Source organism: Microbacterium petrolearium (assembly GCF_054782875.1).
Window position 1 is genome coordinate 42,295 of the sequence record NZ_BAAGRQ010000007.1, and the last position, 17,513, is coordinate 59,807.

Consider the following 17,513-nt stretch of genomic DNA (forward strand, 5'->3'; position numbering starts at 1 on the left):
ATCCGAGAGCGCGAGCCTCAGACATTCAAATACCCTAACCTCCGGCGATGCGAATGGACAGTACCGAGCAGAAAGGAAGCCACCCGATACGAGGTATCCCGGACCGCATACTCGCTCGGGATCGAGTCCGGTGTCCGAGCGAGAGCAGCTCTCACCCCGCTCTTCAACGACTCGATACCAAGCCCGGCCGTGAGCATGACAGCGGTGTCCAGCGCCTCGGGTCGCTCGATGAAGTCACGCAGCGTCACCGCCGGGAATCCGAGGATCGACGACTCCTCGCTGATCGTGCCGCTGTCCGAAAGCACGAGCTTCGCCTCGAGCTGAAGCTTGATGTAGTCGTGGAACCCGAACGGCGGGTGGAAGACGATACCCTCCTTCGCGGCCTCGTCCAGCGCCTCGAGCCGTCGCCGCGTACGCGGATGCGTCGATACCAGCACCGGCAGCCCGTACTCCGAACGCAGCGCTTGCAGGGACTCGATCGCCTGTCGCAGCCGGTCGGGGTTGTCGACGTTCTCCTCGCGATGCAGGCTGACGAGGAAGTAGCCCTGCGGCTCGAGCCCCTGGCGGGCCAGCACGTCGCTCGCGTCGATCTGCGCGCGATTCTGCTCCAGCACCTCGCGCATCGGCGACCCGGTGAGCAGGATGCGCGAGGGATGGATGCCCTCCGCAAGCAGGTTGCGGCGTGCGTGCTCGGTGTAGACGAGGTTGTAGTCCGACACGTGGTCCACGAGCCGCCGGTTCGTCTCCTCGGGCACGTTCTCATCGAACGAGCGGTTGCCCGCCTCCATGTGGAACACCGGGATCTTCATACGCTTGGCGATGACAGCGGAGATGCAGCTGTTGGTGTCGCCGAGCACCAGGAAGGCGTCCGGCCGCTCCTTGACGATCACTTCCTCGGTCTTCGCGAGGATCGATCCCAGGGCGGCTCCCAGCGAGGAGGTGTCGGCGTTGAGGAAATGGTCGGGCCGGCGAAGTCCCAGATCTTCGAAGAAGACCTCGTTGAGCTCGTAGTCGTAGTTCTGCCCCGTGTGCACCAGGATCTGCTCGGTGTGCTCATCGAGCAGCTTGATCGTGGCGGACAGGCGGATGATCTCAGGACGGGTGCCGACGACCGTCATCACCTTGAGCTTGTCGCGCATGTCACACCACCTCGGCAATCGTGTCGGGGTTCTCGGGGTCGAAGATGTCGTTCGTCCAGAACGAGGTGTAGAGCACGTCATCACCGATGTTCGTGATGTTGTGCGCCCACATCGTGGGCATGTCGATCGCGCCAGGCGCATCTCCCGACACCTCGAAGGAGAAGATCTCTTCAGAGTACAGACGCCGCAGCGAGATCCGTGCCCGCCCCTGCAGGACGGTGAAACGCTCGATCTTGCGTCGGTGGAAGTGGTCGCCTCGCGTCACCCCGGGCACCGTTGTCGAGAACGACGACTGGCCGGGGCCGCCATGCGATCGGATGATCTCGAAGAACGATCCGCGGGCGTCGGCATGGCGCGTGAGCGGAAGAGGAGCGCGCGCCGGGAACGTGTAGGACCGGTAGGTATTGAACAGGTCCCGGTCGAACGCGTCAGCGACATCCGGGATCTCGCCTCGACGGTAGACGGCGTCGTACCCCTTCAAGCGCCCGAGCAGACCCGACACGGTCTCGACGCGAGCCCGGACCGCGAGCGATTCGAGCGGGGCGAAACCAGCGAGCACATCCGCGGCGTTCTGCGCGTGCAGCAGGGTGAGCTCTTTGTCGTTCTCCACGACCGGGCTCTCGCCTGCGGCGATCAGGTGGCTGAAGGTCGCCGTCACAGCGTTGTAGAACGGCCGGCCGTGCTCACCGAAGAGATTCGGCAGTCGTACATCGACGAACTCAGCGCCGACGTCGTGCGCTGCCGCCGCCAGAATCGTCGCCGCCTCGGCCTTCGCCTCGCCGTAGACGCTGCCGTTGCCCGCCTGCGTGGAGTTCGCATAGACGACGACCGGCGGCGGCGTCGAGGCTGCGCGCAGCGCCGCGGCCAGCTGCTCGGCGAAGCCGAGATTGCCGGACGCGATCTCCTCCTCGGCGGCGCGGTTGACGCCAGCGAGGTGAATGACGCGCGCCGCCCCATCGACAGCGTGGGTTGCCGCCGCCAAGTCGAACGCCTCTCCCATCGGGACCATGTCGGTCGAGACTCCCTTTTCCTGCAGGGCCGACCGGAGATGCCACCCCAGGAACCCCCGGGCTCCGGTGACCGCGAAGCGGCTCATGCGGTCGACTCGGCCGTCTCGGGAAGCCCCGCCTGCCGCAGCTCCATCCGTACCTCCGGCAGCGTGAGCAGCAGCTCCTCGACCTCGCCCACAGACATCTGCTCCACGGTGTGGGAGTCGTAGTCCTCGTAGCGGCCCTGAGCGGTATCGCCCTCTTCGAAGTAGACGCTGTAGTTCAAGTCACGCTTGTCGGCAACCACCCGGAAGTAGTCGCCCATGTCGCGGGCTCGAGAGAGTTCCTCTCGCGTGGCCAGCGCCTCCGACAGCTTCTCGGCGTGGCGGGTACCGATGACTTCTATCTCTGCGTCGGAGCGGAAAAGGTTGAGCACGGCCTGCGCCAGCGTGCCGATCGACGTGGCCTTCGCCTTGCGCACGAACAGATCACCCTGCTGCGCGTTCTGGAACGCGAACTCCACGAGGTCCACCGAATGCGCCAGAGACATCATGAACCGCGTCATGCCGGGGTTCGTCACGGTGATGTTGCGCCCCGCCTTGAGCTGATTGATGAACAGCGGGATCACCGAACCGCGCGAGTACATCACGTTGCCGTAGCGCACGAGCGACACGGTCGTGTCGGTGTTCGGGTTGTTCAGGCCATATGACTGCACGACCTTCTCCATGAGCGCCTTGGACATGCCCATCGCGTTGACGGGGTACACCGCCTTGTCTGTGCTCAACGCGACGACCGAGCGCACGCCGTTCCGGTCAGCCGCGCGCACCACGTTTTCGCTCCCGTGGACGTTCGTCCGCACCGCCTCCATGGGGAAGAACTCGCACGACGGGACCTGCTTGAGCGCGGCTGCGTGGAAGATGTAGTCCACGTCGCGACTCGCACGCTCGACGCTGTCGTAATCCCGCACATCTCCGACATAGAACCGAAGACGCGCATCTCTTATCTCGTGTCGCATGAGATCCTGCTTCGCCTCGTCTCGGCTGAAGATTCGGATCTCGGCGACATCTCGTTCAAGCAGCTTCTTGGCGACGGTGTGGCCGAAGGATCCCGTTCCTCCCGTGACCAGGATCTTTCTCCCGGCATAGGATGTGGTCATGCGTCTCCTCCTGAGTTTCGTCTGACGGCGGTCACAAATCGCTCTACCATGGCGCCGATCCGGGCGGTGTCGACGTCCTGGTGGACGGGGAAGTTGATGATCGTCTTCGCAATGCGGTCGCTTCTCTCGTCAAATCCACGCAGCTCTGGAATAAGAGTGTGGTAGAGGCTCACCATTCCGAACCCGTGCTCATTCATTTCCGCATACACTCGGTCGCGGTCCGCGGTGTCGAGCAGAACTGGCATCGTTTGGGGAACATCGAGAGGATGCAGTTCTGGCCACATCAGTCTCACGCCGAGGCCCGGCGCTTCGGGCGCCAGTGCGGCGGATATCTCTTCGAAATTGGTGCGGCGTCGACGTCCGATCTCATGCCAATCATACGAAAGCACTTCGCCCGCCAAATCACTATGCGTGCTCTTCTGGCCAGCAATCAAATCGCTTCGGCGATAGATCACCATTCCCCCACACGGCACGGCGAACTGCTTGTGGAGCGAGTACATGGCCACGTGGGAAGGCGACCACTCTTCGACCGACCGCATGGCGCTGAAGAAACCGTGTGCGAGATCGTCGACGAGTATGACCCCCGCTGCATCGGCGATCTTCCTCAGATCGGCCATCCGCCGCTCGAGCCGACCGAAATAATGGATGACCACCAGGTACTGGTACTCGCCGCTCGCCAGCTGGCGCTCCACATCGGCCAAGTCGGCCGAGAGATCGCCCGTGAGACGATAGAACCCGTAGCGTCGACCGGACTCGTGGACCGGGTCGAATACTCCGCTTCCCTCGCGCGCCGACCACCCGATGTAGGCCGGCAGAAGCACTCCGCCCCGACCCGAAGCGGGCTCGGGCCCGCGCATGAGAAGGTCGCGCATGCCCGCGCGTGCCGACTCGTAGAAGAAGGCGGGCGTCCGAGCAACGTCGGAATCCGTGGCGCCCTTAGCGATCACTGTCTCCACGCGTCCTACCTCCAACTTTCGTTGAGCGGACTCTGCATCTTGACACTGTCCGCCAACCTAGTCCAGGTTCCCTTACGAAGAGCGCCGTTCACGTCCTTCGCTGAAATAAGGAGCACCGATTCGGTGCCCGGAAAAGCGTTGCGAACGGCGGCCAAGAACGCATCGTTCGCGAACGCTTCTTCCGACGGCACTCGGACGCGTGTGTCGCCGAGACGGCCAAGCGGAACGAGGTGTCCCTCGTGGACCACATTCAGCATCGAGAATCCGAACGCTTCGTGAACGGCGAGACTCTGTGGGAGATCCTCTACCTCGAGCAGCGCATCAGACGCCGGTGGCAGCGAGCGCACGTTCCATTCCGAGTGTCCAACCACGCGGAATCCCAAGCGCTCATAGAGGCTCCGGGCGGATTTGTTGTCCGCGAAGACGTCCAGAGTCATCGCTCGAGCGGCTGGCTTCGAATCGACGAATCGTTTGATCAGGCGCGAAGCAAGTCCTCGGCCGCGCTCAGACGGCGCGACGCAGATGTAGGCGAGGTGGGGCACGGCTTCGCGTCGCACGTCGAACTCCGCATACCCCACCACCCCTTGATGGTCCGGAGAGACGGCCACCAATGCCTCACGCGTCGGCACGACGCGCTCACGGAGAAGTGCATGTCTCAGGAAGCGATGAACGCCGCCTTGTCCGTAGATCATGTAGGGCAACAGTGCCGTACTGAACGACGACCGCACCAGGTTCACGACGCCGTCGAGGTCCGCTTCGACGAGCGGGCGAATCTCGGAATCGACGCTCACCGGGTCATCTCATTCGTGTCCGCTCGTTCGTCATCAAGGTTGAGCATGATCGACTCGGGATCAACAACCACTCCTTCAGAACGCACGACACGCGAGAGGGTCTTCAGCAGAATCCTCAGGTCGAGCCCCAGCGACTGGTTCTCCACGTACCAGACATCGTTGGCCAGGCGGGAGTCCCAGGTGGCGGTGTTACGTCCGTTCACCTGCGCCCAACCGGTGATCCCCGGACGTACGCGAAGTCTGAGCCGCTCGCGGCGCGTGAAGAACTTCGTGTAGCGCATCAACAGCGGACGTGGCCCGACGAAAGACATCTCCCCCCTCAGCACATTCCACAGTTCCGGAAGCTCGTCCAGACTGGTGGACCTGAGGAAGCGTCCAAAGCGGGTCAGCCGGTCGCCGTCGGGCAGCAGGTTGCCGTCCGCGTCGGTTGCATTGGTCATCGTGCGGAACTTCACCATCCTGAAGGGGACCGCGTCACGACCGGGACGTTCGTGAAGGAACAGCACAGGACTGCCGATACGCCAGCGAACCAGCGCGGCCAGGACCGCCATAGGCACGGCCGCAATCACCAGACCGATCCCCGCGCCGACGATGTCGATAACGCGCTTCACGAACTGGTATCGAGGGCGCTGAGCCGCCGCTTCCCTGAGAACCACGTCGAACCGTGCGGCGCCCACATCGAGTGAGAGCTGTTCTTCGTAGAAGGACCGGCCGCGCGCTCCCATCGCCTCACGCTGCGCAACGGGAGTCGACACGAGCCGCCGCACGGATGCGGCCAGACCGGCTGCATCCTCTGGCGGGAACACGATGCCGGCACCCGCCTGCTCGATGAGATCTGCCGCGTCGCCGCGAACTCCCATGAGGATCGGACGGCCGGCCCGCAGGTAGGCCTGAGTCTTGGAGGGAATCGTGATGGCGAACAGCGGCTCGTCTCGCAGGTGGACGAGTAGCGCGTCTGCTTGGTCGAATATCTCGTCCATTTCTGCCGCGGGTCTTCTGTCAACGAAACGGACGTTCGTCAGGCCCGCGCGCTCTGCTTTATCCCGCAAGCCGCCGAGCCGCAGACCGTCGCCGACGATGTCGAACCTGACAGGTTCATCGGCGAGTCTCGCCGCAGCTTCGACGACCACCTCCAGGTTCTGGGCGGCGCCGACGTTACCCGCATACACGACGACAAACTCGCTGCTTGGCTCATCTTCCGCTGGCCTCGAGACACGAACTGGTTCGTAAGTCCAGTTCGGGATCATCTCGATCCTCGCCTCGGGCACGCCGCGTGCCATCAGCGCCTGTTTGAATCCCGGTGAGAGCACGACGACATGCGAGGCGGCTCGATAGATCGCCTTCATGTAGCGCCCCACCGCACCGAGGAGGCGGGTCCCGTTCACCATGCCGGTCGCGCCGAGAGTGTCGGGCCAGAGGTCCTGCACGTCGTATACGAAGGGAACTCCGCGCAAGTACTTGAGCACCAGTGCGACCAAACCTACCGTTGCGGGCGGGTGGTACACATACGCAACGGCCGGTCGCCGGATAACGAGCGCCGCGATGGAAGCGGCAATGGCGTAGCTTAGGTAATTGAGCGCGCGGCGCACGCCCGATCCATCGTGGCTTGGATACAACGGAACGCGCATCACGGGGATGCCGTCGATGACGTCTCGCTGGAAGGCCCTGATCCGGTACCCGTCGTAAACGCGCCCCCCAGGATAGTTGGGGAAACCCGTCAATACCTGGACGTCATACCCGCGGTCGCGCAATGCCTTCGCGAACATGAGTCCCTTGAACGTCGGCTCCGGGTCAAACCACTGGGTGACCAGCAGCACCCTTCGATTCCGCCTCGCGGTGATCGGCGTCTCGGTCTCGTCTGTCATCACGCTCGGTACCCCGGGAAGAAATTCTCAGGAACATCCGTATTCCCGCGACGCCTCTCGATGAGACTCTCATACACTTCGCCGAGCAGAACGCGCTCGCCGGTCTGAAACGCCGTCGAGTGACCCGGCGCGAATGCTCTTTTGTACCGTTCGATCCCATCGCCCGCCGTCACACCACCACCGAGCACAAAGGCGCGCTTCCCCTGGTCCCGGGTCCAGCGCATGATCTCGTACTTCAGTAGATCGTTAGGCCGAAACGGGAAAGAGTCGGCTTCTGTACCGCCCAAGTACGAGTACGCCGCCTCCTCCGAGAGCAACACAAGTTCGGTCGAGATCACGCGCCCCTCACGATATGCGTGGAAATATGCGAACTGCCCACTCAGCTCCGCGTGGATGCGATTGAAGAAGCGACGCTCGAAGTAATAGCGTTCCGCCGCATCGCGTCGGTCCATTGTCGACTGGTAAACCTCGAGGAACTCGCCGATCCTCTCACCCTCGGTATCCACCACGACCTCAACGCCGGACGAGCGCGCGCGCTTCACGTTCTTGCGGACCTTGTGTTCAAATCGGGACCAGAGCACATCGTCGTCCGCGTCGATCGGCACGATCACGTTTGGCTGGCGCTCGACGACTCGCCCGGGGTATCCGATATGCGGCGCCCCGAATAGGCCAAACCGAATGAACTCGCTCACGACGTCGTGCGAAGCGGCCCACTCATCGAACAACGGCCAGAACTCCACCGCGGTATTCTGTCGCGAATCGGTGCCCCAGTAGGCTGGCCCACCATAGCCGTACGCACTCGTAATGTCGTTGAACCCTGGGAGCCCGAGGTCGCTGGGGACCGGACGAAGAAGGAATGGGTAGAGGACATGCCCTCCAGATTCGTCGCGCAGAACGGCTGCGAGCGCTCGCTCGCCATCGCGGCGGAAGAGCTCGAGGTAGCCGGGGTGGGCACTGACCTCACGCGAGGGCCACTGGTTCCAGGTCGCGATCCATTCATCTCGATCATGCGGAACATCGGCGTCCAGGACCGAGAACTCAGCCATCATGCGCGCTCCAGAAAGCTGTTGATCCCGGCGACCACGCGTTCGCGCTGCGCCTGGGTCAGCGCCGAGCCGCTCGGCAGGGTGAGGCCGCGCGTGAAGAGCGACTCGGACGCTCCCGTGATGATGCCGCGTGCGCCGGCGAACACAGGCTGCAGGTGCATCGGCTTCCACAGCGGGCGGCTCTCGATGTCGTCCTCGGCGAGCGCGGCCGCGAGCTGCGCCGGCTCCCAGCCGGTCACCGCGGAGTCGACGAGGATCGACGTGAGCCACACGTTGTCCTCGTCGTCGCCGGCGGCGCCGAAGACCTCGACGCCGTCGACCGGCGCGAACAGCTGCTTGTAGAGCTCGCGCATCTCGCGGCGGCGGGCGATCATCTCGTCCAGCCGGCTGAGCTGGGCGCGGCCCAGGGCGGCCAGCAGGTTGCTCATGCGGTAGTTGTAGCCGATGTCGGTGTGCTCGTAGTGCACCACCGGCTGGCGCGCCTGCGTGGCGAGGTAGCGCACCCGCTGCGCGAGGTCGGCGTCGTCGGTGAGCAGCATGCCGCCGCCCGACGTGGTCATGATCTTGTTGCCGTTGAACGACACGATCGAGGCCCGGCCGAAGCTGCCGGCCGGGCGTCCTCGGTGCGTCGCGCCGAGCGACTCGGCCGCGTCGGCGACGACGGGCACGCCGAACTCCCCGGCCACCGCGAGGATGCGCGTGTAGTCGACGGCCTTGCCCAGCAGGTCGACGGGCACGACGGCCGCGACGCGTTCGCCCGCGTCGCGCAGCGCGGTCAGCGCCTCGCGCAGCAGCGCCGGGTCCATGTTGCCTGTCACCGGGTCGGCGTCGACGAAGTACGGCTCGGCGCCGGTGTAGACGATGGCGTTGGCCGTGGCGGCGAAGGTCATCGTCGAGGTCACCACGACGTCGCCGCGGCCCACGCCAAGCGTGAGCAGTGCCAGGTGCAGCGCGGCGGTGCCCGAGCTGAGGGCCACCGCGTGCGCCGCCCCGAGGCGCTGCGCCAGCTCGCGCTCGAAGGCGTCGACGTCCGGCCCCAGCGGCGCGATCCAGCCCGACCGCATGGCGGCGACGACGGCGTCCTCCTCGAGCTGCGTGACGTCGGGAGACGACATGTAGATGCGCCCGCTCACCGGTCGACCTCCGCGGACAGCGCCACGATCGCCGTGTCGTTGATCCTCGGCTCCGCGAACATCCGGTCCATCCATCCCTGGTAGTCGAGCCGCTCGGGCGTGATCACGTCGGCCCGCGTGTGCGCCACCTTGGGGTGGAACGGCCGCTCCAGGTTCTCCCTGGCGCCCACGAGCTCCTCGTGCAGTTTCTCGCCCGGGCGCAGGCCCGTGAAGACGATCTCGATGTTCTTGCCCGACATCGCGATCATGCGCTCGGCCACCTCGAGGATCGACACCGGCTCGCCCATGTCGAGGATCAGCACCTCGCCGGCGCGGCCGATCGCACCGGCCTGGATGACGAGCTGGCACGCCTCCGGGATCGTCATGAAGTAGCGCGTCGCCTCGGGGTGCGTGACGGTGAGCGGCTTGCCCTCGCGGATCAGCTGCTGGAACGTGGGCAGCATCGATCCGCGGCTGCCGATGACGTTGCCGAAGCGCACCGAGAGGTAGCGCATGCCCGATTCCTCGCCCGCCCAGGCCGTGAGCTTCTCGGCCACGCGCTTGGAGTGCCCCAGCACGCTCGTGGGGTTGGCCGCCTTGTCGGTCGAGATGTTGACGAAGGTCGTCACCCCCACCCGGCGCGAGGCGTTGATGACGTTGAGCGTGCCCATCACGTTGGTCTTCCACGCCTCGTCCGGGTACTGCTCGAGCATCGGCAGGTGCTTCAGCGCCGCGGCGTGGAAGACCACCTCGGGCCGGCGGTCGTCGAAGATCCCGTGCAGCACCTCGGCGTCGCGGATGTCGGCGAGGATGACCTCGCGCGTGTGGAGCAGGCCGTGCCCGGTGGTTCCGAGCTGCGCCAGCTGCAGGCCCGTCTCGTCGCGGTCGAGCATCATCAGCTCGCTCGGGCCGAACTTGGCCAGCTGCCGGCACAGCTCCGATCCGATCGACCCGCCGGCGCCGGTCACGAGCACGCGCTTGCCGGTGACGTAGCCGGCGATCAGCTCGACGTTGGTGTCGACCGGGTGGCGGCCGATGAGGTCCTCGATGCTGATGTCGCGGATGTCGGAGGGCGACTCCTCGCCGGAGATCATCTTGTTCAGCGGCGGGGTCACGACCACGCGCAGGCCCGCCTGCTCGGCCAGGTCGTTGAGCTCGCGCAGCATGGTGCTGTCGGCCTGCCCGATCGCGATCGCGACGGTGGTCGCGCCGGTGATGCGCGCGGCGTGCACGATGTCGCGCGTGCGGCCGATCACGGGCACGCCGCGCAGCCGCAGGTTCTTCTTCGCGGGATCGTCGTCGAGCAGCCCCACGACGCGGATCGGGGAGGTCGGGTCGGTGTTGACCATGCTGAGCAGCTTGTCGGCGATGAACCCGGCCCCGACGATCAGGGTCGGCTCCGCGTCGGCGAGCGGGCGGCGCCGGGTCTCGAGGTACAGGCGCGCGAGGTAGCGCACGCCGAACATCAGCAGCAGCGCGATGGGCGCGCCCAGCAGCGGCGTCGCGCGCGGCACGCCCACCAGCGCCCCGAACGCGAGCGTGAGCAGCAGCAGGACGAGGGTCTCGGCCAGCACCGAGGCGGCCAGCAGCCGCACCTCGTCGAACGATCCGTACGTGTGGCGGCCGCGATACAGCGCCGTGGCGTACCCGACGAGCATCTGCAGGATGCCCGCGAGCACGCCGAGCAGCACGGTGGCCAGCCACGCGCGGGGCGACATCTGGAACTCGAAGCGCAGCGCGACGGCCAGGACGATTCCGACGAGCCAGGCACCGGCGTCGACGACCGACGCGGCGACGCGACGGCGCCGCTGCGCGATGCGCGCGGACTCCGCCATGACGACCTCGTCTCTCCCGTCTGCCGGCGCGTCCTCGCGCCTCATCCGTTCACTCCGACCACCGAATCCCCCCATAGCTGCGGGCACAGTATCCCACAGCCAGGGAAACGGTCAGTTTCCCCCGCTCGGTGAGCCGTCGTCCCCGGCGGTACTCGGGGCGGCCGGGCGCCGCGGCGCGCGGAACACCACGCGGTGGTAGAAGACGAAGCGCACGAGCACGACGACCGCGATGCTCACGAGGTTGACGAGGTTGACGACGACCACGCCGGGCTCGCGCGCGAGCACGACCTGCGCGGCCTCGACGCCGAGCCACACGAGCGCCACGCCCAGCACGGTGCACACGCCGTTGGCGAGCAGGAAGAGGACCAGCTCGTTGGCCCTGCCGCGCCGGTCGCGGTGCCCGAACGTCCACTCGCGGTTGCCCACGTAGGCGTTGACGAGCGCGATGAGCGAGGCGACGACCTTCGCCCACACCACGTGCCAGCCCACCTGGTACACGAGCAGGTTGAAGATGCCGATCTCGATGAGCGTGCTGATGCCGCCCACCACGAGGAACCGACCGCCGAGAGAGACGAGCCGGCGAAGTCGGGTTCGCTGTTCCATGCCGCCGACTAGGCTACTTGCCGCGAGGCGCTCGGCCCGCCACGACCGATCCGCAGTGAGGAACGCCACAGTGCCCGTTGACCACCTCGCCGTCGTGATGCCCGCGTACAACGAGGCCGAGGGCATCCGGCAGTTCGTCGATGAGATCCGCGAGCACGTCGCCCCGCTCGCGCGCCGCGTGAGCTTCGTGGTGGCCGACGACGTCTCCACCGACGCCACGGCGACATCGCTGGACGGCCTCGACGACGTGCGGGTGCTCACGCAGCCGGCCAACCGCGGGCACGGCCCCACGGCCCTGGCCGCCTACCGCGCGGGCCTGGATCTCGAGCCCGACGTGATCGTGCACGTCGACGGCGACGGGCAGTTCCTGGGCGAGGACTTCCCGCGGCTCATCCGGGCGCTCGAGGCCGAGGGCGCCGACGTCGTGCACGGCGTGCGCGGCGGGCGCACCGACCCCTGGTACCGCAAGGCGCTCACCGCCGGGCTCGGCACGCTCATCGCCGTGGCGGCGGGGCGGCGGATCCCCGACGTCAACACGCCGCTGCGCGCCTACCGCCCGCGCGCCCTGGCCGCGCTGGTCGACGCCGTCCCGCCGCACGCGGCGGTGCCCCACGTGCACTTCTCGCTCGCCGAGGCGCGCGGGGGCTTCGCCGTGCGCTACGTGCGGGTGCGCAGCATCCCCCGCCGCGGCGCGTCCGACACCGGCACCATGTGGGGCGCCCGGCAGCGGCTGTCGCTGCCGCCCAAGCGGCTGCGCCGCTTCGCGGCGAGCGCCGCGCGCGAGGTGTGGGCGCAGTCGCTGCGCCCCGGCGCCCCGATGCGCGCCGTGCGCCTCGACCGGGAGGCCGCACCGCGATGACGGCGCAGGGCGACACGGCCGACGCGGGCCGGGGCGACAGGGTTCGGGGCGACAGGGTTCGGGGCGACAGGGTTCGGGGCGACAGGGTTCGGGGCGACGCGGCCGCGCGGCTGCGCGCGATCGCGTTCTGGATCCTCGCGGCCGCTCTGGCCGTGTGCCACGTGCTCGTCGCGTGGCAGAGCCTCGTGGTGAACCGGGTGTGGGAGGACGAGGCGTTCAACCTCACGGTGCCGCTCAACCTGCTGGCCGGCCTGGGCTACACGAGCGACGGCACGCTCTCGGGATCGGAGCTCACGCCGTTCGATCCGCGCATCTCCACCGGCCCGACCGTGCTGCTGCCCATCGCGGCCGTGCTGGCGACCGGCGCCGACCCCGTCATCGGCGCGCGCCTCGTGCCGCTGCTGTACTGGGGGCTGCTGCTCGCCGGGCTGTGGATCCTCGGCCGGCGCCTCGCGGGGCGGTGGGCAGGGCTCGCCGCCGTCGCCGCGCCGCTGGTGTTCGATCCCACCCGCGGGGACTCCCCGATCCAGGGCCCCGCCGACATCCTGGGAGAGATCCCCGCCGCCGCGCTGCTCGTGTGGGCGCTCGTCGTGCTGCCGCGCCGGCGCTGGCTCTCGGGACTGCTCGTCGGCCTGGCGATCCAGACCAAGCTCATCGCGCTGCTCGCGCTGCCGGCCTTCGCCGTGGCGCTGTGGGCGCTCGCCCCGGGCCGCGGCTGGCGGCGCCTCGGCACCACCGCCCGGCGCGCGTGGCTGCCGCTGCTGCTCGCGGGTGCGCCCACGGCGCTGTTCGAGCTCGCGGCGCTGCTGCAGCTCGGCGTGCCGGGGTTCCTCGACCATCTGCGCACGCTCAAGTGGTTCGTGCTGAGCAACGGCCAGACGGCTGCGACGACGCCGCTCGAGAAGCTCGCCACCCTCGCCGAGTCGTGGTTCGTGCCCAGCTGGCTGCTGCTGCCCGCCGCCGCGGCGCTGATCGCGCTCATCGCGTGGGCGGCGTGGACCGCGCGCCGGGCCGAGGGTGGCCTGCCGCCCCTCGTCCTCGCCGTGCTGTCGGCCGCCGTGGTGGGCCTGCTCGCCTACGTCGGCTGGTGGTCCACGGCCACGCACACGCCGCTGTGGGTGCGGCACCCCGCCGTGGGCGTGTACGCCTTCGCCCCGCTGCTCGTCGCGCTCGCCGTCTGGGCGGCGCGCGCGCTGCACGAGACGCGCGACGCCCGCGAGCGCGCCGGCGCGCAGCCCCGACTCATCGGGGTCAGCGCGCTCGTCGCCGTCGTCGCGGCGTTCGCGGCGGTCGGGTCCGTCGCCGCCGTGGCCGCACCCACCCGGCCGCAGACCCTCGCCCACCAGCGCGCCGACGCCGCGCCGATCGCCGAGTGGGCCGAGGCCACCGGCACCCGCTGGCTCGCCGCCGAGCCGTGGGGCGGACCGGTGAGCATCGTCGTGCTCGCGGGCACGCACGTGGGGCTGTGGGACGCACCCGACATGGCCGACGTGCCCCGGCTGGCCGAGCGGCCGTGCGCCACGGAGGTGCTCGTGGACGGGCCGACCTACCGGGTCTGCGCCGCGCCCACCCGATAGGGTGCCGTGCGGACGGCGCGAGCCGCCCGCTGCCCGGTTCTGCCCCGGACACCCCCTAGCCTGAGAAGAACTGCAATCCGTCCCGACGGGACGCGACGACGGCACGCACCCCCGCTGGCCGTCAGGAGAGCGAGATGACGCTTCACGACTACATTCGGATCCTGCACAAGAACTGGATCCTCATTCTGGTGACGACCCTGGTCGGCGTCGGCGCGGGCGCGCTGGCCTCGTTCCTCACGCCGCCCACGTACCAGACCAGCACGCAGCTGTACGTGTCGGTGCGCACGAGCGAGAACGCCGCGACGGGCGACCTGGTGCAGGGCACGACCTTCGCGCGGCAGATCGTCGCCAGCTACGTCGACATCGTCGACACCGCCATCGTGCTCGAGCCGGTGGTCGACGACCTCGGTCTCGACCTCACCGCGCGGCAGCTGTCGGGCAAGATCTCGGCGACGTCGCCGCTGAACACCGTCCTCATCGACATCACCGTGAGCGATCGCGATCCGCAGCTCGCCGCCGACATCGCGAACGCGGTGGGAACGAGCTTCACCGACGTGGTGCAGGACGAGCTCGAGTCGCCCGCCGCCGACGGGGCCAGCCCCATCCAGATCACGACCGTGCAGCCGGCCGCCGCGCCGACGACCCCGGTCAGCCCGCGCACGCCGCTGAACCTCGCCCTCGGTGCCCTGCTGGGCCTCGCCCTGGGCGTCGGGATCGCCGTGCTCCGCGTCGTGCTCGACACCCGCATCCACTCGGCGCACGACATCGAGCAGATCACCGAGAAGCCGCTGCTGGGCGGCATCGCGTTCGATCCGGATGCGTCCGAGCGCCCGCTCATCGTGCACGCCGATCCGAAGAACCCCCGCGCCGAGTCGTTCCGCTCGCTGCGCACGAACCTGCAGTTCCTGCAGGCCGGCGAGGGCGGCACCCGCTCGTTCGTCGTCTCGAGCGCCGGCCCCGCCGAGGGCAAGTCGACGACGGCGGCCAACCTCGCGATCGCCCTCGCCGAGACCGGCGCGCGCGTCGCGCTGCTCGACGGCGACCTGCGCCTGCCCAAGCTCGCCACCTACATGGGCATCGAGGGCGCCGTGGGCCTCACCGACGTGCTCATCGGCCGGGTCGAGCTCGTCGACGCCCTGCAGCGCTGGGGGCGCACGCGCCTGTACGTGCTGCCCGCCGGCCAGGTGCCGCCGAACCCGAGCGAGCTGCTCGGATCGGCCGCGATGGATCAGCTCATGCGCGCGCTGCGCGAGCACTTCGACTACGTACTCATCGACGCGCCGCCGCTGCTCCTCGTCACCGACGCGGCCGTCGTGAGCAAGAAGACCGACGGCGTCGTGCTCGCCGCCGCGTCGGGGCAGACGAAGAAGCAGGCGCTGCACGGCGCCGTGCGCACCCTCGAGACGGCCGGCGCCGAGCTGCTCGGCGTGGTCGTCACCAAGCTGCCGACCAAGGGCCCCGACAGCTACGGCTACGGCGACTACAGCTACGGCGGCTACGGCATCGACAGCGGCGAGCTCGAGAAGCGTCGCAGCGCCGAGAGCGCCGCGCTGCGGGGCGCGAAGAAGTAGGCCGCCATGGCGCTGTCGATCCTGACCGTGTGCACCGGCAACGTCTGCCGGTCGCCGCTGGCCGAGCTGCTGCTCGCCCAGGGCCTCGCGGAGGCGCCCGTCTCGGTCTCGAGCGCCGGCGTCGGCGCTGTCGTGGGCGAGCGGATGCCCGATCCCGCGCAGGCGATCGCGCGGGAGCTCGGCGTGGCCGATCCCGAGCGCCACGTCGCCCGCCAGCTCACCGCCGACATGATCCGCGAGGCCGACGTGATCCTCGCCATGACGCTGCAGCACCGGCGCGCGGTGGTCGAGCTCGTGCCGCGCGCCTCGGCGAAGACGTTCACGCTGCGCGAGTTCGCCCGCATCGCGGCGGCGGTGCCGGCCGAGCAGATGGAGGCCGCCGTGCGCGAGGGCGCCACGCCCGAGGAGCGCATGCGGCTCGCGGTGGAGGAGATCGGCTTCTCGCGCGGCGAGGTGCCGCCCGCCCCCTCGCCCGACGACGAGGACGTGATCGACCCGTACCGCCGCTCGGACGAGGTCTACCGCGAGTCCGCCGCACAGCTCACGCCCGCCGTCGCACGCGCGGTCGACCTGCTGCGGCGCGCGGCCTCGTGAGCGCGCGCGTGGCCGCGTGAGCGCCGCGTCGACCGGAGCGGCTCGGCCCCCGGGGCGCGTGGAACCGGATCAGACAGTATTCTGTGTCCGGAGGGTGACGGTGGTGGGCACATGACGGACACGAGCGAACGCCCGGCGGCGAGGACGCCTCGGCGTCCGTCGACCGTCCCCTCGGCCACGCGCCCCCTCGACGCGCTCTTCGACGGCGATGCGCCGCGCCAGGCGAGCGAGACCCGCTCGCGCACCATCTCGCTCGACGGCTTCGACGCGGGTGAGGCGCCCGTCGGCCGCCCACGCACCACGACGATCGCGCTCTCGCCCGACGCCCTCGCGCACACGCCCGTCGTCGAGAAGGTGCGGGTTCCGGTGCGGGCCAGGCGGCGCCGCCTCGGGCGCACGCAGCGCATCGCGCTCATCGCCGCGACCGTCGCGGTCGTGCTCGTCGTCGGCGGAGCCGCCGTGGCGGTGCAGGCCGTGCAGCAGCGCGCGGCCGCCAGCGCGGAGGCGCGCGAGGAGGCGCTGGATCGCCGCGTGGACGACCTCGAGCAGGATCGCCGCGCCCTGCGGGCGGCGATCGCCTCCCTCACGGGCGCGCACGCCGAGCTGATGGCGTCGGTCGGCCCGGCGACCGATCTGGCGACGCGCGTGACGCAGGCGATGGACCGCGCGGTCGACGTGCTCCCGGCCGAGCAGATCGACGCCGTGCGCGCGGCGGCGGGCGGGCTCTCGGACGAGGCCGGGCGCGCGGGCGCCGTGGCGCTGCCCGCCGACCTCGAGGTGCCGGACGACCGGCCCGCGAGCATCGCGCAGGCCGAGGAGGAGATCGCCGCGACCGAGGAGCGCGCCGCCGCCGTCACCGCGGCGCGCGACGGGATCGATGCCTCATCCGACGCGCTGGCCGGGGCCCACGCCGCGCTCCTCGCCGCGCTCGACACGGCCTACGGCACGCTCGCCGGCGTCGCCGAGGCCGAGCACGACGCCAACCCGCTGCCGGCCGCGTACCTCCACGAGGCCCTCGACGTCGCCGCCGACGCCGTGCTCGCGGCACGCGCGGCGGGCGGCGAGGGCCTGGTCGAGCTCGACGAGTTCATCGCCGCCGTCGACGTGCTGCGGCAGGAGCAGGCGCGGCTGGCCGCGCTCGAGGCGGCGGACGACGGCATCGGGTACACGCCCGTCACGCCGCCGTCCTCCTCCGGCGGGGGCGACACCGGCGGCGACACGGGCGGCGGTACCGGCACGGAGACGCCCGCCCCGACGGATCCGCAGCCGACCGATCCGTCGCAACCCACCGAGGAGCCCGTGCCGCCGCCCGACACCGGCACGGAGTCGGGGGACGGCTCGGGCGGCGCCTGAGCGCGGATCGGGACGCGTCGCGATCCGGTCGGCATCGCGATCCGTCGGTATCCGGCGGCCTCGCGAT

15 protein-coding genes are annotated in these 17,513 nt (G+C 69.1%); 5 read left to right on the forward strand and 10 right to left on the reverse strand.

Going from position 1 to position 17,513, the window contains the following annotated elements; all coding sequences use genetic code 11:
* Positions 1-17: 17 nt before the first annotated feature.
* The 10 genes from wecB to ACYVJ0_RS07190 all read right to left on the reverse strand — a co-directional run bounded on the left by wecB (position 18) and on the right by ACYVJ0_RS07190 (position 11,492).
* Entirely contained in the window at positions 18-1,139 is a 1,122-nt protein-coding gene (wecB, locus tag ACYVJ0_RS07145) for a non-hydrolyzing UDP-N-acetylglucosamine 2-epimerase (protein ID WP_460816937.1), read from the reverse strand.
* Position 1,140: 1 nt separating this feature from the next.
* Positions 1,141-2,235, reverse strand: coding sequence for a polysaccharide biosynthesis C-terminal domain-containing protein (locus ACYVJ0_RS07150; protein WP_460816938.1), 1,095 nt, complete (start codon positions 2,233-2,235; stop codon positions 1,141-1,143).
* Positions 2,232-3,284, reverse strand: a complete 1,053-nt coding sequence (locus ACYVJ0_RS07155; RefSeq protein ID WP_460816940.1) for an SDR family NAD(P)-dependent oxidoreductase — start codon at positions 3,282-3,284, stop codon at positions 2,232-2,234. The genes ACYVJ0_RS07150 and ACYVJ0_RS07155 overlap by 4 nt, the downstream gene beginning before the upstream one ends.
* Complete coding sequence (locus ACYVJ0_RS07160; protein ID WP_460816942.1) at positions 3,281-4,240, reverse strand: DegT/DnrJ/EryC1/StrS family aminotransferase; 960 nt, start codon at positions 4,238-4,240, stop codon at positions 3,281-3,283. Before ACYVJ0_RS07160 ends, ACYVJ0_RS07155 begins: the two co-directional genes overlap by 4 nt.
* Before the next feature lie 5 nt (positions 4,241-4,245).
* The gene (locus ACYVJ0_RS07165; protein ID WP_460816943.1) at positions 4,246-5,031 is read right to left on the reverse strand and encodes a GNAT family N-acetyltransferase; all 786 of its coding nucleotides are present in this window, start codon (positions 5,029-5,031) and stop codon (positions 4,246-4,248) included.
* Positions 5,028-6,896, reverse strand: coding sequence for a sugar transferase (locus ACYVJ0_RS07170; protein ID WP_460816945.1), 1,869 nt, complete (start codon positions 6,894-6,896; stop codon positions 5,028-5,030). The genes ACYVJ0_RS07165 and ACYVJ0_RS07170 overlap by 4 nt, the downstream gene beginning before the upstream one ends.
* Positions 6,896-7,945 (reverse strand): GNAT family N-acetyltransferase, encoded by a 1,050-nt coding sequence (locus ACYVJ0_RS07175; protein ID WP_460816946.1) that lies wholly within the window; start codon positions 7,943-7,945, stop codon positions 6,896-6,898. Before ACYVJ0_RS07175 ends, ACYVJ0_RS07170 begins: the two co-directional genes overlap by 1 nt.
* On the reverse strand, positions 7,942-9,075 hold the full coding sequence (locus ACYVJ0_RS07180; RefSeq protein WP_460816948.1) for a DegT/DnrJ/EryC1/StrS family aminotransferase: 1,134 nt from the start codon (positions 9,073-9,075) through the stop codon (positions 7,942-7,944). Before ACYVJ0_RS07180 ends, ACYVJ0_RS07175 begins: the two co-directional genes overlap by 4 nt.
* Positions 9,072-10,889: a polysaccharide biosynthesis protein gene (locus ACYVJ0_RS07185; protein ID WP_460816950.1), complete on the reverse strand. Its 1,818-nt coding sequence runs from the start codon at positions 10,887-10,889 to the stop codon at positions 9,072-9,074. Before ACYVJ0_RS07185 ends, ACYVJ0_RS07180 begins: the two co-directional genes overlap by 4 nt.
* A gap of 111 nt (positions 10,890-11,000) precedes the next feature.
* Positions 11,001-11,492, reverse strand: coding sequence for a GtrA family protein (locus tag ACYVJ0_RS07190; RefSeq protein WP_460816952.1), 492 nt, complete (start codon positions 11,490-11,492; stop codon positions 11,001-11,003).
* Between the two features lie 70 nt (positions 11,493-11,562).
* On the opposite strand from ACYVJ0_RS07190, the gene ACYVJ0_RS07195 reads away from it, so the two are divergent.
* The 5 genes from ACYVJ0_RS07195 to ACYVJ0_RS07215 all read left to right on the forward strand — a co-directional run bounded on the left by ACYVJ0_RS07195 (position 11,563) and on the right by ACYVJ0_RS07215 (position 17,446).
* Complete coding sequence (locus ACYVJ0_RS07195; protein WP_460816954.1) at positions 11,563-12,351, forward strand: glycosyltransferase family 2 protein; 789 nt, start codon at positions 11,563-11,565, stop codon at positions 12,349-12,351.
* Complete coding sequence (locus tag ACYVJ0_RS07200; protein ID WP_460816956.1) at positions 12,348-13,928, forward strand: ArnT family glycosyltransferase; 1,581 nt, start codon at positions 12,348-12,350, stop codon at positions 13,926-13,928. The genes ACYVJ0_RS07195 and ACYVJ0_RS07200 overlap by 4 nt, the downstream gene beginning before the upstream one ends.
* Positions 13,929-14,062: 134 nt before the next feature.
* Positions 14,063-15,499, forward strand: coding sequence for a tyrosine-protein kinase domain-containing protein (locus tag ACYVJ0_RS07205; protein WP_460816957.1), 1,437 nt, complete (start codon positions 14,063-14,065; stop codon positions 15,497-15,499).
* A 6-nt stretch (positions 15,500-15,505) separates the two neighbouring features.
* On the forward strand, positions 15,506-16,093 hold the full coding sequence (locus ACYVJ0_RS07210) for an arsenate reductase/protein-tyrosine-phosphatase family protein (RefSeq protein WP_460816959.1): 588 nt from the start codon (positions 15,506-15,508) through the stop codon (positions 16,091-16,093).
* 111 nt (positions 16,094-16,204) lie between these two features.
* Entirely contained in the window at positions 16,205-17,446 is a 1,242-nt protein-coding gene (locus ACYVJ0_RS07215) for a hypothetical protein (protein ID WP_460816960.1), read from the forward strand.
* Positions 17,447-17,513 lie beyond the last annotated feature (67 nt).